At 44.2% G+C, this 16,484-nt stretch carries 15 protein-coding genes; 5 read left to right on the top strand and 10 right to left on the bottom strand.

Annotated elements, in window-relative coordinates; all coding sequences use genetic code 11:
* Window positions 1-9: 9 nt before the first annotated feature.
* Together MSG33_RS10995 and MSG33_RS10990 are read right to left on the bottom strand one after the other, a co-directional pair.
* Window positions 10-1,170, bottom strand: coding sequence for an ABC transporter substrate-binding protein (locus tag MSG33_RS10995; RefSeq protein WP_248381038.1), 1,161 nt, complete (start codon window positions 1,168-1,170; stop codon window positions 10-12).
* 466 nt (window positions 1,171-1,636) lie between these two features.
* Complete coding sequence (locus tag MSG33_RS10990) at window positions 1,637-2,083, bottom strand: META domain-containing protein (protein ID WP_005393252.1); 447 nt, start codon at window positions 2,081-2,083, stop codon at window positions 1,637-1,639.
* 210 nt (window positions 2,084-2,293) lie between these two features.
* Between MSG33_RS10990 and MSG33_RS10985 the strand changes: the two genes are divergently transcribed.
* Window positions 2,294-2,542 (top strand): DUF1289 domain-containing protein, encoded by a 249-nt coding sequence (locus MSG33_RS10985; protein ID WP_182036719.1) that lies wholly within the window; start codon window positions 2,294-2,296, stop codon window positions 2,540-2,542.
* A 98-nt stretch (window positions 2,543-2,640) separates the two neighbouring features.
* Here the strand turns inward: MSG33_RS10985 and MSG33_RS10980 are convergent, their stop codons facing one another.
* Together MSG33_RS10980 and ushA are read right to left on the bottom strand one after the other, a co-directional pair.
* Window positions 2,641-2,862, bottom strand: coding sequence for a hypothetical protein (locus tag MSG33_RS10980; protein WP_005393249.1), 222 nt, complete (start codon window positions 2,860-2,862; stop codon window positions 2,641-2,643).
* Window positions 2,863-3,276: 414 nt separating this feature from the next.
* Entirely contained in the window at window positions 3,277-4,965 is a 1,689-nt protein-coding gene (gene ushA / locus MSG33_RS10975) for a bifunctional UDP-sugar hydrolase/5'-nucleotidase UshA (protein WP_104974244.1), read from the bottom strand.
* Window positions 4,966-5,713: 748 nt separating this feature from the next.
* On the opposite strand from ushA, the gene MSG33_RS10970 reads away from it, so the two are divergent.
* Window positions 5,714-6,229, top strand: coding sequence for a GNAT family N-acetyltransferase (locus MSG33_RS10970; protein WP_248381035.1), 516 nt, complete (start codon window positions 5,714-5,716; stop codon window positions 6,227-6,229).
* A gap of 147 nt (window positions 6,230-6,376) precedes the next feature.
* Here the strand turns inward: MSG33_RS10970 and rplY are convergent, their stop codons facing one another.
* The 5 genes from rplY to MSG33_RS10945 form a co-directional block, all read right to left on the bottom strand.
* Window positions 6,377-6,655 (bottom strand): 50S ribosomal protein L25, encoded by a 279-nt coding sequence (rplY, locus tag MSG33_RS10965; RefSeq protein ID WP_005393245.1) that lies wholly within the window; start codon window positions 6,653-6,655, stop codon window positions 6,377-6,379.
* Between the two features lie 284 nt (window positions 6,656-6,939).
* Window positions 6,940-8,289, bottom strand: a complete 1,350-nt coding sequence (locus MSG33_RS10960) for an ATP-binding protein (protein WP_031780334.1) — start codon at window positions 8,287-8,289, stop codon at window positions 6,940-6,942.
* Window positions 8,279-8,938, bottom strand: coding sequence for a response regulator transcription factor (locus MSG33_RS10955; RefSeq protein ID WP_005378073.1), 660 nt, complete (start codon window positions 8,936-8,938; stop codon window positions 8,279-8,281). Before MSG33_RS10955 ends, MSG33_RS10960 begins: the two co-directional genes overlap by 11 nt.
* A gap of 76 nt (window positions 8,939-9,014) precedes the next feature.
* A complete protein-coding gene (locus MSG33_RS10950) occupies window positions 9,015-9,440 on the bottom strand; it encodes a PepSY domain-containing protein (RefSeq protein ID WP_012841930.1) in 426 nt (141 codons plus the stop codon).
* A gap of 95 nt (window positions 9,441-9,535) precedes the next feature.
* Window positions 9,536-11,287: a DEAD/DEAH box helicase gene (locus tag MSG33_RS10945; RefSeq protein ID WP_046874808.1), complete on the bottom strand. Its 1,752-nt coding sequence runs from the start codon at window positions 11,285-11,287 to the stop codon at window positions 9,536-9,538.
* 121 nt (window positions 11,288-11,408) lie between these two features.
* Here MSG33_RS10945 and rsuA point away from each other — a divergent pair, with 121 nt between their 5' ends.
* The 3 genes from rsuA to MSG33_RS10930 all read left to right on the top strand — a co-directional run bounded on the left by rsuA (window position 11,409) and on the right by MSG33_RS10930 (window position 14,409).
* Entirely contained in the window at window positions 11,409-12,110 is a 702-nt protein-coding gene (gene rsuA / locus MSG33_RS10940; RefSeq protein ID WP_033905117.1) for a 16S rRNA pseudouridine(516) synthase RsuA, read from the top strand.
* A 437-nt stretch (window positions 12,111-12,547) separates the two neighbouring features.
* The gene (locus MSG33_RS10935) at window positions 12,548-13,750 is read left to right on the top strand and encodes a Bcr/CflA family multidrug efflux MFS transporter (protein WP_005393240.1); all 1,203 of its coding nucleotides are present in this window, start codon (window positions 12,548-12,550) and stop codon (window positions 13,748-13,750) included.
* Window positions 13,750-14,409: a DUF2913 family protein gene (locus tag MSG33_RS10930; RefSeq protein ID WP_248381033.1), complete on the top strand. Its 660-nt coding sequence runs from the start codon at window positions 13,750-13,752 to the stop codon at window positions 14,407-14,409. The genes MSG33_RS10935 and MSG33_RS10930 overlap by 1 nt, the downstream gene beginning before the upstream one ends.
* 86 nt (window positions 14,410-14,495) lie before the next feature.
* On the opposite strand, the gene MSG33_RS10925 is transcribed toward MSG33_RS10930, so the two are convergent.
* A complete protein-coding gene (locus MSG33_RS10925) occupies window positions 14,496-16,478 on the bottom strand; it encodes an MtrB/PioB family decaheme-associated outer membrane protein (RefSeq protein ID WP_248381031.1) in 1,983 nt (660 codons plus the stop codon).
* Window positions 16,479-16,484 lie beyond the last annotated feature (6 nt).

Below are 16,484 nucleotides of genomic sequence, written 5' to 3'. Positions count from 1 at the left end.
GGGCTCTTATTAATTCCCGTAGCGTTTCAACCATTCTTTTTCTAAGGCAGATTGCCAGCTTGGATGCGGCTCAGCGATAGATTTGAATTGTTGAGTATGTTTAGCCGAACCTGTTAGGTATTGGCTGCTTAGCACTGAAGGATCGCCCCAGATGTTAAGGTTACCTTTGCGAGATTGTGCTTCAGGGCTCAATAAAAAGTTTATCGCAACTTGCGCACCGGCACTGGCATTTGCGTTCCAAGGAATCGCTAAGAAGTGAATGTTTGAGAGTGCACCTGCGTCCATCGCATACGCTTTGGTGCTCTCTGCAAGATTGCCGCTCGACTGCGCAGAGAAAACCGCGTTCGGGTTAAAGGTAATCGCAAGATCAATCTGACCATCATCCAGTAATTGAAGCGTTTCAGCCGTCCCTCCTGGGAGTTGCTTACCGCCACGCCAAGCAACTTTATGGAACTCATCTAGGTAAGCCCACAGCGGTTGAGTGATTTGCTCAAATGTTTCGCCAGTGACTGGTTTTTGCAAAGCGGGATCGTTGTTGGTCAACTCAATCAACAGTGCTTTAATAAAGCTTGTCCCATGAAACTCTGGTGGGCGAGGGTAAGTTAGGCGATTTGGAAACGCTTTTGCGTAACTCAGCATTTCAGCAAAAGATCGAGGAGGGTTATGCAGGGTTTGCTCATCGTGAATAAACACTAATTGCCCCACACCCCAAGGTGCTTCCAGACCTTCAGTCGGCTCTGAAAAATCCACATCAATTGGCAATGATTTATCAACGTACTGCCAGCTTGGCAAACCTTCAACAAAAGGACCAAACAGTAATTGGTTATCCTTCATTGATTTGAAGTTCTCGCCATTAATCCAAACCATATCAACACTGCCACCGCTGTTTTTGCCTGCGGCTTTTTCTGCGATAAGTCGAGTGGTGGTCTCAGAAATATCGGTGACTTTAACGTGGTTTAGCGTCACGTTATAACGCGATTTTAGCTCTCTACTCGCCCACTGGATGTAGCGATTAATTTCTTGGCTTCCGCCCCAAGCATGAAAGTAGACGGATTGTCCGTCGGCTTGTTGTTCGATTTTTTGCCATTCACTAGCAACCGATGAGTTGGCAAAAGAAGATGTCGCGAAAGTGGTGGCTAAAATGCCAACGGTACTGAGTAGCTTTTTCATATGTATTCCGTGTTATGTCTTTTTATTCTCGTTTCCGGCGTTATTGACGTCTAAACAAGTCGCTCCGCTTTGTTACAAGGATAGTAATCCATCTCTCTCTATTATCAATGCCAATCCCAAACGGAATCACTCATTGATTCAAAGAATTATTCTCAATGTGAAGCAAAACGAAGAAAGGACAATTCTGGTGTCGTTTTAGGTATACAAGAGCGGACCGCTTGTTTGACGATATTCTTTCAAGTAATTGAAAATTATTGTCCTCAAGCAACTTCGATATGTTGATTTGGAAGACTGAACCCGCGTCGTAGACATGGCGTTGAGGGCGTAAAGAGGGAAAGAGTTTGTCGTTTTAAACGATTTTGCTAATCGAAGCGTGCGAAACAGACATCCAGCCTGCTTTGATATTGATTAGGAGGCATAAAAAAAGCAGCCATCTTATGGCTGCTCTTAGAATATGAAATGGGACTTAGTTTACCCAATCACGCAACTGAAACGTTAGTTCGTGATCGTCATTTTTAAGCATTAGCCCTTCTTTGGTTAGCGTTATATCACTCCATTCAGTAAGAGTTTCAGACATCGCTTGCTCAATTTTCATTTGGTCATCCATACACATCTTCATGGTCATTCCCATTTTTTCGATGCGTAGTTGATTGTTTTTTAGTTCAGCTTGACCAAAGAAGTTGTTACACCCCGCGTTACCATTTGCAGTCAGATTTTCTCCGATTTCTAAGCGAGGCGCTTGCTGACGTTCTTTTAATTCGATGTTTTTACCATCAATCTGAACCAGCTCCCAATTATGGTGCTGTAAATCTTGAGCCGTAATTTCTTTCACATTGTCACCGTTGCTAGCACATGCAGTCATAAGAACAGGAAGAGAGATTGCTGTAACTAACGTTTTTAGGCTAAGCTTCATTTTATAGACTCCGTTTTTAGAAAACGTGGTAAGTATAGGTAATAAAACACTGTTTTTGTCAGCATAAGGTAATAGTTTCGTATTACTGTGACAGAGTCCAGTTTATATACTCAAACGGCTTCGAAGTGCAAGATGTATAGCACGGTTGGGAGCGTATATTGAAGTCGTTATAATATCATTACAGCACAGCGAGCAAAAAACGGTTAGAGCATGGAGCAACTAGAGTTTTTTACCGTCCCAAACCCTTGCGTTGGTATTTGTAGTGTTGACGAGAAAGGGTATTGCAAAGGATGTATGCGTAAAAGAGAAGAGCGATTTAACTGGCTCACTTATACCCCTGCTCAACAGTTGCATGTGATTAAACTATGCCGTCAGCGCTATAGAAGAAAGGTATTGGCAGGGAAGGGAAAGGCAGAAGAGCCTCAAGAAGAATTATCACCACAGCAAGATCTCTTTTAAATTTCGAATTATCCCGGCTCGGCAATAATCAATGATGAGCCGGGACTGTATTAGCTCTTACTATGCGGTGCGTGTAAGGCAAATTCGTTAAATTCGCGCTACTTCATTGACCAACGGTCACTGACCCATCCCCCAGCATGTTCGTCAAAGTGGCTTCCTGAAAATCGATGATTGAATTCAACATCTAATTTACTAGTAGGGCGTTCATCCATCAGTTGATGAATGTATCTCGCCATAGGGTCCGTGCAAGCTTCGCGCTCTCTACGGGTAACCACTTCTTTGATCATTTGAAGTCTGTAGCTATTGCTGGCTCGTTTCATTTTTGACCTCCTGAACTCGATGGCAGCAGTTTGAACATATTGACGTCCAGATCGCTGCTCATTGGTGAACGCTTGGCGGCGAATCACCTTCGTTTTAGGTCAAAAAGACAAATTGTTTGAGAGCAGTGTTTGTAACGCCATTCACATCTTTCCTAGAATCATCCACTAAGCTACGAAACTTCATAGCGAAAAGTTAGTTGATGAATCTGTATTTTCGAAAGACCTTATCAAACATAGAAGCCCAGCACATGGGCGTCAACAACACAAATGAATAATTTTTGAACACTTTATGAAGGGCGATAATTTTCAGCACTTTAACGAAAATAAAAAAACCGAAGCGTCACGCTTCGGTTTTTAGGGAGGCTCTGACGGAACAACTTCTAAAAGCTCTTCACGTCAGAGTGTAAGGTGTTTTTAGCTATTAGTTGCCGGGCAACCTTTCACAGCTTGACCGTTACTGAAGTACTTGATGTTTTCTAAGTTCTTGTTGTAGCTATCCGCAGAGATCTGTGGGTTATTTACGAAGAACTCACGTAAAACGTATGCATCGGTTAGCTGGGTAGATTGAACATCGATGATTGGATAGTTATCGCCACCAGCAGCACTGAAGCTGATTACAGAGAATGTGTACGTTGCGTCTAGATCGAAGCCTTTATCGTTAATGTCGGTAATGGTTACTGAGCCAGCATCACAATCTACATCTAAAGTGATGTTATCCAGTTGAGCGTAAGCACCAGAGCCTGCAGATTTCGTTGCTACTACATCAAGGTACTCTTTTACTTCTTGACCTGTCATTGTCGCTTTAGTCACGAAGTTACCGAACGGCTGGACTGTAAGTACATCACGGTAAGTGATGTCACCATCTTGGATTGAATCACGCACACCGCCAGAGTTCATCACACCAAAGTCAGCACCTACCGTTTTGTAAGTACGGTATGCCTCGCCCAGTAGATGACCTAGGTTAGTTTGTTGAGAGCGAACTACGTTACGATCACCTTCTAACTTACCCGTTGTATTAGAAATCTTCTCATCTAATAACTCTTGACCTTGCTGTTGGTATGGCAGTAGTAACGCTTTTACCGTCGCATCTTGTTGAATGCGTTCACCGATCACTTCATCGTTGTCGTCCAGAAGGTTTACAGGAATCAGTGCGTAATTCGCTAAGTGAAGCTTGCCGTCGTAATATTCGAAGTCCGCACGACCCACATATTTACCCCACTCATGCGCTTGCATAATCCAAGTGCCTTTTTGTTGGTCTGGCGCGCAATCATCACCAGGTTTGAAATCAGCATACTCATTGGTACCTGGCTCCATACACACTGGGTTTTGTGAGTGACCACCGATGATAGCGTCTAGTTGTCCCTCTTCAAGAGAGCGAGCGAGCTTCACGTCCCCTGGTGCTTCACTACCATTATTACCATCTTGGTAGTGACCCATGTGCGTCGTTGCAAATACTAGGTCTACTTTTTCGTTTTCTTCGATTTCCTTAAGTACTTTTTTGATTTCAACTTGAGGGTCTTCGAAGTGGATGTTTGATACGTTGTCTGGATTAACTAGCTTCGCTGTGTCCTGGGTGGTTAGACCAATAACAGCGATCTTAAGGCCGTTGATAGTAAATACTTTGTAAGGGTCGAAGTAACGCTCATTGGTATCTTTCTTATAGATATTCGCAGCCAGCATAGGGAAGTCAGCTAGCTCAGCTTGCATATCGAGAATATCTAGTGAGTTATCAAACTCGTGGTTACCGACAGCCATTGCATCGTAACCAAGTAGGTTCATCCCTACGAAGTCTGGAACCGCATCTTGCATGTCTGATTCTGGTACGCCGGTATTAATATCACCGCCAGACAGCAGAATGGTTTCACCGCCTTTTGCTTCGACTTCTGCGCGAATAGATTCGATTAAAGTGTGACGCGCAGCCATGCCATATTCGCCGTCGCTGTTATGCCAAAAGCGACCGTGGTTATCGTTAGTGTGGAGAACGGTGAACTTAGTACAAGAATCTGCAGTCTCGCAGGTTACTGGAGAATTATCGCTGTCTGAGCCGCATCCTGCTAGCGCAGCGCCCACTGCCATTACCAAAAGAGATTTGGAAAACTTCATAAGGGATCCTTTCTTTGTGATTTTGTTATTGTTACGGCGTGAAATATACGGAATTAATGTGAAACTTTAGTGATCTATCTCTTATTTATACTTCTATCGGAGACATGAATTAATAAGCCTGCAAACTACGTCTCCAATTAAACAGAAATAGTTTTTAGTATATTGAAATTAGAGGGAGGGGGTTATTTTGTGAAGTGGCCAATTGAATGAATGTGGTTTGTGTGAATCAATGCGCATTTTTGCGAAGTATAGCGCTGATTTTGGTGATTATTTTGCCAAGTTCATGTTTTTCTTAGCAGCTATGACACAAATCGTTATAAATTTTCGCTCTGATGATGAGGGAAATGTTTTGTATATAAAATGATCATTGTAAAACCCAAACTCGTTTGAGCTTGGCTTACTCTGTTTAATACAACCAGAAATGGTATTTCTCTCTTTACTATAATTGCGACCGTTTAGAAATCTTATGCCTTAGATATCGTTTATTTATTCTTATTCGATACCTTACCGTGTTTATCCCGCTTTCGATACCCGGATGTTAAAACAAATAGATTCAATCTAATGAGCGAAAGTGAAACGTAAATAACGTGGAGTTTTCTTCGAATATTACGATGTGCACTATCATTGAATTAATGAAAATGAAATGGAGTAATGTAAAGCGTGCATCTGTGGCTGCTCGCTTTGAGCTTCGATTCAAAGAGTAGGGTTGAAAGAATTTGTAAGTGGTGAATTTTAAGAAAGGATAGTAATGAGATACACAGTAAGGAACGCAGTCAGAGAGGAAGCAACTCAAATCGCCAAGATACATGTTGATTCGTGGCAGGTAGCATACACAGGGTTAATGCCACAGAGCTACATCGATCAGTTTACGATTGAGCGCCGAGAAAGGATGTGGACGCGAGTCATGACTGAGCAACTGGCCCAATTGATCGTCGTTGAGAGACAAGGGGAAATCGTCGGCTTTTTAAGTTACGAACTACCTAACCACAGCTGTGAAGATAAAACGGCGTGGGTAACATGTTGCTATGTCTCTCCTTTGCATTATGGGCAAGGGGCAGGGAGTGCATTGTTAGATGAACTAGAAACGCGTCTACTCTCTACGCCCGTTATGCAGATAAGCCTGAAAGCACTGGATACCAATAAACAGGGGCTTAACTTTTACAAGAAGTGTGGTTTTGTGCGTACTGGAGAGGAAGAGGCGGAAATCATTGACCGTATGACGCTGACGGATCTCACTTTAGTGAAGTACATTGCCCGTTCGTAAATCAATTGTTATATGCCACATATAGTAAAACCCCGGAGGTGGTAAGACTCCGGGGTTTTGAAATTTTTTAGATGTCTCGGTTGGTAAGTCCGATTATCTTTAATGCAAAAGGTTTGGATTTAATCCGATTAATTCCTTGGTAGGGAATTAGATACGGATGAAGTCCATGTGTTCAACTTTTGGCTTGAACGCGTGACGTTGAACGTCTTGTGGCTTAACTTTAACTTCTTTGCCATCGATAACTAGAACTAGGCCTTCGTAGAATTCAGGCTTGTCCATTTGGTTTACGATGTCGTCGTGGTTAAGAACGATAGCTACTGCTGCTTCTTCACCGCCGTATACAACTGCAGGGAATTTGCCAGCGTGACGTAGGCGGCGGCTCGCACCTTTACCTAGTTCAGTACGTACTACTGCTTCGAATTTCATAGTATTTACTCTCAAATTAGTAAAAATCAAATGTTCACAATCAACAATGCGACCTTGTTGTTCGTGGTAAAGCTTGAAACAGGAACTGTTCAAGCGAGCGCGGATACTATCATTCCACTTATAAATGGGCAACCCAAATCGTATCCAAATCAACAAAAAGGTATGATTTGGCTAGGTGTAAGGCTATCCCTTTTAACGCTTTGCTTGGATTTTGTTCACATCGGCTTCATTTTCATCGGTTTACTAATCATGGTCCGAAGAACAAAGTTTATGCGTTATATGCTTTATGTTCGGCTGAGATGTAAGACTAAAGATGCTTTTAAGCCACCTAAAGCGCTCGCTTCCAGTGTTAATTGACCTCGGTAACTGTGTGCCATTTCACTGACTATATTTAGACCAAGACCTGAACCAGGGGTTGCTTCATCCAATCTAACGCCTCTCTTGATTACTTGACTCAGTTTCTCTTTAGGGATGCCTGGTCCGTCATCTTCAATGATGATGTGTATGTTGTCTTTATCCTGAGAGGAGTGCACACGAATCATGTTGTTGGCCCACTTATAGGCATTTTCAAGCAAGTTGCCCAGCATTTCGTCGAGATCGGTCTGCTCTACCGCTACATTCAGCTCTGAATCAAGTTCATTAATTAAGGAGATATCTCGGCTCGCATACACTTTATCAAACGCCATTGAGATAGCATCCACACGCTCTGCTGGGTTCGATTTCACTGATAAAATATTCATAGACCCCGCCATGCGGGCACGGCCCAGATGGTAATCGATATGATCTTGTATTTGATTGATCGGAGTACGCAGACGGGATTGCGTATCAGGTTCTAACGTCTGTACTTCATTTTTTAGGACAGAAAGTGGGGTTTTTAGCGCATGTGAGAGATTGCCTGCATGATTCCTAGCTCGTTCTAACAACTCCTGATAATGGAAAAGCAGAGCGTTGAGGTCGAAGATAAGAGGAGAAATCTCTTTCGGATAGGTTTCTTCTAGACTCTTTTTGTTACCAGACTTCAGCTCGGCCAACTCTTTTTGTAACTTCGTAAGCGGACTCAATGACCATGCAATTTGCAGCAAAATGACGGCAAGAACCCCTGCGAATAATAAGCCTAAAATAAGCCAGAGTTGCCCGATTAGCGTTTGCAGGGTGCTTTTGATAGGCTCTTCGTCAATACCAATAATGATATGGATAGGCCCATCGTAATCTGGTAAGTACAGAGCTTTTTCTATGGTAATCAGCCTTTCGCCTCTCGCGCCGTAAGCATCGTTATCCAGACCTTTGTATTCGATTTTTTTGTCCCACAAAGAACGAGAACGCTCGAGACTCGTCTCAGTAGAGGCACTCCAATATAAACCACTGTAAGGTCGGTTAAATCGAGGGTCTGAGAGCAGGGCAGCGAGTGAGAGGTGCCCAGTCTCATCGACTTCTAACTGAGCGGCGATTTCATCCATAAAAATGCTCAGCTGTGAGCGAGTGTCGTCAACCATATAGTTGTACACTTGGGTCGGTATCGTCACACCAGCTGCGAGGATCATTGCCGTCAACCAAACGATCGCCGCTAAAACGAGGCGACTTTTGATACTCAGTCGTTTTATTGCGTTCAACGGTAGCCTGTTCTTATTCGGCATTTAATTGGTATCCCAACCCTCGGACAGTTTTGATGATCTTTGGCGCGATTTTTTTGCGAATTCGGCCGATAAAAACTTCGATTGTGTTGGAGTCACGATCAAAGTCTTGTTTGTAAATGTGCTCGACGAGTTCGGTGCGAGAAATTACTTTTTCTGGGTTATGCATAAAGTAAGCGACCACTTTATACTCCAGTGCCGTTAAGCTTACTGCTTGCCCTTGCCACATTACTTTAGAAGTGCGCGTATCCAAGCTCAAGTCGCCAATTTGCATCACAGGAGAGGCGTTACCTGATGCCCTTCGTAGTTGTGCGCGAATACGAGCGATAAGCTCAACCATTTCAAACGGCTTAGTTAGGTAATCGTCTGCCCCTGCGTTTAGACCTTCAACTCTCTGCGTTAGGGTATCGCGAGCACTCAGGATAACGACAGGGGTATTGATGTTTTCATCACGAATGCCTTTTAGCACGGTGAGGCCATCCAATTTCGGCAGTCCTAGATCAAGAACAATAGCGTCCCATTCTTCCGATGTCGCGCGATACAGAGCGTCTATGCCATCTTGAGATAATTCTGGTACCCAGCCGGTACTTTCTAATGTTTCGATGATTTGCTCGCCTAAACGAGGGTCATCTTCAACGACAAGTATTTTCATATTGGTGATTCTTATTATGTTTGGAGTGTTATCGAAGTAAGTTACGCATTGCGTCGGGATTACGCATTAGACCAGTTTAGTTGTTTTGTGGCTTTAACGCTTTGTTAAAGCTGCGACCTTTGATCTCAAGCATTTCCAGCGTGGCGGCGTCATACTCAACTTTCAGGACGCTATTGTTGTACAGGATTTTCAATTCATACACCCAAGCATCATCATCTTCTTCAAGCTCGACCTTGATGATGCGGCCGTATAGGTCGTTTTCTACTGCGGCGTAAAGGTCCGAAAATGGTCGTATATATCCTTGTTGAACCGCGCGATAGACCTCATCTTGATCTTCATCGAATTCAATACGTGTTCCAGGCTTTTCGACATCTTGCACGATGGCGTGACCATTTTGTGATGCATAGTAGTCGTCATGCTTGGCGAAACTTGGTGCACACATCAATGTCGTGATAAGGCCGAAAAGTAACGCAGAATGTTGAGAAGTCGTTGCTTTATACATAGTCAAACCTTTTCTAGAACGTTAGCCGCAGTATATCGGATATAGATGAACAGAGAGTGAATCATCGAGTTCAGTTTTACTAAATGTTGCAGAGGTTATTTCAACTCGTCTTCAAAAATTTTGTCTCGCAATTTCCAAAAGCGACCGGATTTCCTTGCAATAACAAACTGAGGCAAACGGAAACGATGTTGATTGGCAACAACACGTGTCGGTGAAGCCTCTTCAAAAGGGCGATGCTTGTCTGCCAAGTGAGGGCGCACAAATTGGTCTTTAAACGTTTGTTTTTGTTTTTTGGTACTCAATGACCAAAACTCATGAACTAACGCATTGCCTTCGCCTTGGTATGGTTCGCCAGAATACGTCACCTTGAGTTGAGATTTACCGTCACTGGACTTGAATACTGACAGGTCCATTTCTGTGCATTCAAATATCAATGCATCTTTCAGATTAAGGGCTTCTTTTAATTTTTTATCTGGATCAACAAGCGTTGCGTCACACTCATGACAAATGCGCGCAGCGATATCGTTGTCGGCACCACATTCACCACAGTATTTGGCACGAAAACGGTATCCACAGTGTTCACGCTCGCCTGTGTCTTCATCTTCAAAGTAACCTTGGCAACGTCTGCCAAAGTGTTCAACCAAGAAACCGTTACTATCCAATTTACCCCAGAAGTTGTTATTGAATCCGCAAGCCGGGCAGGGAATCGTGATAATTTCACTGTCAGAGTCTGGCTTGGGATCACCGACTTCAGGTTGGTATAAATCGTAGCTGTTGCCTGCGTAATCAAGCACTAAACATTCTGATTTTCCGCCTGATAAGCGTAATCCTCGCCCTACAATCTGCTGGTATAGACTGACTGACTCTGTTGGTCGCAAAATCGCGATTAAATCGACATGCGGCGCATCAAACCCGGTAGTCAGTACCGAAACATTGACCAAATATTTTATTTGACGATTCTTGAACGCTTGGATGATCGCATCGCGCTCCGGCGTAGGTGTATCACCAATAACGATTTCAGTTTCGCCCTCTGGCAGTAAACTGTGGATCTCTTGTGCGTGTCGGACAGTCGCGGCGAAGATCATGACACCTTGACGTTCTCTCGCATATTGCATGATTTGCTCAACAATTTGCGGAGTGGCGCGTTTGGCTTTATCGATCACCATGTCCATTTCTGCTTCTTTGTAGCGTCCGGTGTTTGCGGGTTTCAGTTGCGAGAAGTCGTAAGACAAAACGGGCGCGTCCATCATGCGGGCTGGAGTGAGGAAGTTTTCGTCGAGCAAGTAACGGATCGGCAGTTCGAAAATACAATCGCGGAAGAATCGAGGCTCTTCGGTGCGTACTTGACCTCGGGTGTGATACTGATAAATCCAGCCCATTCCTAAACGATAGGGCGTTGCAGTTAGTCCCAGAACCTTAATGCCTGGGTTCAGTTCTCGTAAGTGAGTAATAACTTTTTGGTAGCTGCTGTTTTTGTCATCCGGCACACGATGGCACTCATCAATAACGAGCAGAGAAAACTGGTTTTTGAACGAATCTAAGTTACGTACGACCGATTGAACCGAAGCAAACACGACTTGCTGGTCAGTTTCTTTTCGCCCCAATCCTGCTGAGAAGATGGAACCTTTTAAACCATAACCTTCATACTTCGCGTGGTTTTGCTCGACCAGCTCTTTTACGTGGGCAAGGACTAACACTCGTCCTTTCGCAAGGCGAGCAAGCTCTGCGATCACCAAGCTTTTTCCGGCACCAGTAGGCAGTACGATCACTGCTGGTGTCGAGTGTTTACGAAAGTAGTGAATGACTGCTTTAACCGAGTCGGCTTGATAAGGGCGAAGTGTGTACATGAAAATATGTGAAATTGCTCAACTATTCGAACGAGGAACGCTATAATACCTGACTTTTATACCCAAGTGACCTTTAAACCGAGATTTGGAGGTTACTTGGGTATAATTCAATGAGGTATTCATGCGTTTAGATAAATATTTGTGTGACGCTCTGGGTGCAACGCGCAAACAGGCAACAAAGATCATCAAAAGTGGTGACATCACCGTTGACGGTGAGGTTCAAAAAAGTGGTGCATTTAAAGTACCTGAAGGTGCAGAAGTAATGTGGGAAGACCGCGTTATTGGTGCTCCTGGTCCTCGTTACATTATGTTGTATAAGCCTGCTGACTTTGTTTGTTCACATGAAGATGGCTACAACCAAACTGCATTCGCATTGCTTGATGAGCCTAAAATTGAAAACCTTCACTTTGCGGGCCGATTAGATGTCGACACAACTGGCTTGGTGTTGATTACGGATGATGGTAAGTGGTCTCACCGTATTACCTCACCTAAGCATAAGTGTGAGAAAACGTACCGTGTTTGGCTTGTCGATGCGATTCAGCCTGATTACGCGGAAAAGCTCGAACAAGGCATCATTTTGCGCAATGAATCAGAAGCAACATTACCTGCTCGTTTGGAAATCGTGAACGAGGCAGAGAATGAAGTATTGTTAACTATTGTGGAAGGTAAGTATCACCAAGTGAAACGCATGTTTGCGGCGTTAGGAAATAAAGTTGAGTACTTACATCGTGAGCGTATTGGTTCGATTGAACTCGATGAGGCACTAGAACCTGGTGATTATCGCTACCTCACGCAGGAAGAAATTGATTCTATTTGGAATTAATTATCGGCATGGGAAATTCTTTAGTTCCCAATTGGAACTAGTTTTTTGGTAGGAATTGGCTCAAAATTAATTTTCCTACCAAAATGAGTGCCTAGACAATTCCGGTGTGCTTACTCATCTGAGTGATATGCCTTTGCATTTAGCTGAGCCATGCATACTCTTATTGCAAAGCCTTCGGCTACGGTGAATGGAATGATGGTGTCAACGCTATCATTTTTACTGCATTGTGTTTATTTCCCATAAACACACTTCGCTTTCACACGCTTTTCTATGTCGAGTTCGTCAAGGTCACACCTTGGTACATATTTGCCCTTATGATTCTCGAACGTTGATAGAACAGGCCTTTGGCTTCTAGATATCAGCGATATGAGAACCGTCCGTTATTTTCACTTTGTTCTGCAAGTATTGACGAAAGGGCTCCAACAAGAGGTAAAAGAATGACAGAAAAAGCTCAAAGCGCTCCGCAATCCCAAATCAGTTTTCTATTGTTTCTTGTATTAGGAGCGATTGGTGCTTTGACGCCTTTGGCGATCGACATGTATCTGCCTGCAATGCCGACAATTGCGAAAGATTTGGGGGTCGCGCCTGGTGCGGTTCAGATTACGTTGACGGCTTATACGGCAGGTTTTGCGATTGGGCAGTTAATTCACGGGCCGCTTGCCGATAGTTTTGGCCGTAGACCTGTACTGATTTTGGGTGTGCTTTTCTTTGGATTAGCGGCGGTAGTGAGTGCGACCACAAACGGCATTGATGCATTGACTTATGTGCGAACAGCGCAAGGTTTTGCTGGCGCGGCAGCGGCGGTCATTATCCAAGCCGTCGTGCGTGATATGTTTGACCGTGAAGACTTTGCCCGTGCAATGTCTTTCGTCACCTTGGTGATCACAATGGCACCCTTGGTCGCGCCTATGATAGGTGGTCACCTAGCGATCTGGTTTGGTTGGCGTTCGATCTTTTGGGTGTTAGCCATTTTCGCTGTGGTGGTAATTCTACTGGTACTTTGGAAAATTCCAGAGACGCTGAAACCAGAAAATCGTCAGCCGCTTCGTTTTCGCACTACGATGAGAAACTACGCCAGATTATGCTCCAACCCTGAAGCGATAGGTTTGATGCTTTCTGGAGCGTTTTCATTTTCCGGAATGTTTGCATTTCTGACCGCGGGTTCGTTTGTTTATATTGATTTATATGGTGTTCGACCAGACCACTTTGGTTATTTATTTGGTTTGAACATTGTTGCGATGATCATCATGACCAGTATTAATGGTCGCTTGGTGAAGAAAGTTGGCTCTCATGCCATGCTTCGTTTTGGGTTGTTCGTGCAACTTTTGGCGGGGATTGGTTTATTCGTAAGTTGGTTAATGGACTTCGGATTATGGGGTATCGTACCTTTTGTTGTGCTGTTTATCGGTACATTGTCGACGATAGGTAGTAACGCGATGGCGCTGCTTTTAAGTGGCTACCCATCAATGGCGGGTACAGCTTCGTCTCTGGCGGGGACGTTAAGATTCGGTATCGGCTCATTGGTTGGCGCGCTGGTGGCATCACTACCAGGTAATGTGGCGTGGCCGATGATCATTGTGATGTTTGCTTGTTCTGTGCTTTCAGCACTGTTTTATTGGACTTTAGGAAGAAAGGCGTAATGTCGAATTACACCAAAGAAATTCAAAACTTAGTTAACTCAGCACTTGAAGAGTTAGATCAAGAGCATCGCTCAGGTAAGTTAGCCAATGCCCCTGTTGCGAATAACCATTATTTAGTGCGCTGGGTTACCAAAGCACTTAAATCTCAGCGTTTCAGTCGAGTCGTAGGCGATGACTTAACACGTTGGCAAAAAGCGGGTCGTTCAAAGGGTAATGACGCTGGTTTGTTGTTTATCTTCAAGCGTATTTCCGCTTTTTACGCTCAGTTTTTTCCTGAAGATGAAGATTCAAAAGTGATCAAAGACTCTGACGTCGAAGCATTTTTAGATGTGATGGAGCAAGCAGGTTGGGAAGTTTCTACCTCTGAACAATTGGTTGGTTGTGGCAAAATCCAAATCTTCACGGAAGGTCAAAACTCTTTGGCGCTATGTGCAGATCAATGCGAAAGCTGCTTCGACGGCGAGCTGCTCGTCAAACCAATGAGCTGGTTTGTACGTGGCAACCATGCTGAGTTTGTTGAGAAAGCAGCGCAATCGGGCTTTATGGTGCATAAAGTGACGGACTACAAATCGATGGTGAAATACCACGGCGAGTACCTTATCTTTCCTGCAAACGAAGGTAACCAATTGGCTGAGATTCCGTTGAGCTTCCAAGCGTAATCAACTTCTCACAGCAGTAGAGTTGAAATACGAAAGCATCAGGCGTTTGAAACGTCTGATGCTTTTTTTGTTACGTCACTCTGTGTTTAAAAGCGATATTTCCAATAGACGCCGCCATATAAACCTTCATAGCTTTGCAAAACGTCGCCCATCATTTCGGTTTCGTTATTAAACAAGTAATCCTCTTCTGAGTAGTCTTCATAACGGAGGTTAATCTGCACGTTTTGATTTTCAGATACTTCATAGTCAGCGATGACTTCAAAACGGTACGAGTTCGCCTCGTTATCAGGATATTGGTAGCCACCAGATGTGGTTGAAGATTTTCCATCAGCTTGGCTGTAGCTGTAATCAAACGAGATAGAAAGTTTGTCGTCTAGTAGCTGCTCTTTACTCACACCAAAGCCAATGGTTGTTATGTCATCTTTGAGTTTGGTGGTGTAGCGATTCCAACCGACAACGTCAGAGTTTGCTTGTTGTTGCTCGGAGCGGATGACCTGTTGATTGTAAAAAACATGCCCGTTTAGTCCGTCGAGTAAATTGAAGTTAAGGCTGATATCGTAGCCGTAATCTTCTCCTTCGCTTAAACCTATATCGGGTTTAACATAGTCGTCGTTTCCGTACCAAAGCTCAGCAAGTAACTGGACATCGTTTGTTACGTCATAGCCGCCGTCGCCACGGAGCTCAATCCTCTCTTTATCGGCTAAATAGTATTGGCGCAAATTAGGCGAGTCGCTGCTGTCGTCCTGCCAATCAGAGCCATCGCGAAAAGAGTAGGAGACTTTACCGCCTAATTGCCACGGTCTATTTGGTCTGTACTGGGCCCCAACAAAAACGCGTTGTTCATCGGTACGTTTCCGATCAGCATAACTTCGCTCATCTTGTCTAAAATGGTAACCCGTATTCACTTTTACATCAGAAGTAACACGATACTTGAGTGTTGCTTCCAGTTTGGTTTTGGTGTGGTCGTATTTTTCTCTCGTCGATCCGATGATGGTGTTTCTATTGGAGTTATCGTCTTTATCTGAATAGTCCGCAGAAATGGCGAAAGCAGTGTCTCGCGAAAGTTTGTTGTGGTAATCCGCGCTCATTTGCCAAGTGTTGGTTTCGCCATGGAATGTATTGGAGTTAACAGGGGACTGTGGAAACGGATTTAACCCGCCTTCAGAAGACGTCTGTGACCAAAGTAAGCGGCCACTGAACGTTTGTTGATTCAACCGATAATTCCCCGTGACAGCAAACTGGTGAAAGTCGTTGTCAGGCTCATACGCGAGGTGGTTAGCGTAAGGATTGGTAGTGCTGCCGTAATAAAGTGCGGACTTGTCATTTCTAAAAAACGAGCCGCGATACGCAATATCCACCAGCCACAAATCTTCCATGTAGCTTACTCCTACTTGAGTATTTAAGGTTTCATGTTCGACGGCTTTGGGTATGAATCCCGGCGCGTTGGCGTAACCCGGAATAGTCGTTGAATAAAGCGAAGTTGTGCCTTCTTTACGTTCGTGCTTCATGGATGCATATGGCTTCCATGGCGTATGTGGTGTGTACTTGAGTTCTAGCTTAAATGTCTCTCGCGTCACTGAGTTTTCATATTTCGATAGGTCACCACTAACGAGTGCATCTTCTCTTGGATGATACGCACTGAGTGAGGACTGATTCCAGAAATAAGGAGTTTCACTGTAACTGCCGAGGACACGTAATCCGTCGTACTGGCCCATTTCCCACTGCAGTAAGAAGCGTTGCAAACCAAGATCTTCGACGACGATTCGATTGTAGAATCCGTCGTCTTCATATTGTTCGATATCGGCGTTTAGGCTCGCGTTAAAGTGCTTATTGTCAGAGTTTGTACCGTAAACGGGCGGATTCCAATTATAGAATCGAGAGGAACCGTCGTTGCTAAGGTAACCGACGCCCGCGCTGACTTCTCCACTCCATGTGCCGTCGCTGCTGCATTCACTGCACTGCCAGCGGCTAGTGTCGGCTGGCTGAGAACGGTGTAACGAATAATCGTTGGCGTGCGCTTGCGCAGCAAAAGCAAGGGAAATAGCGATGCACAGTTGAGATAGTTTCATGCCTCC

The organism is Vibrio sp. 1CM7H, assembly GCF_023161645.1.
Taxonomy (GTDB): Bacteria; Pseudomonadota; Gammaproteobacteria; order Enterobacterales; family Vibrionaceae; genus Vibrio; species Vibrio diabolicus.
This window is presented reverse-complemented; position numbering and strand designations above follow the sequence as displayed.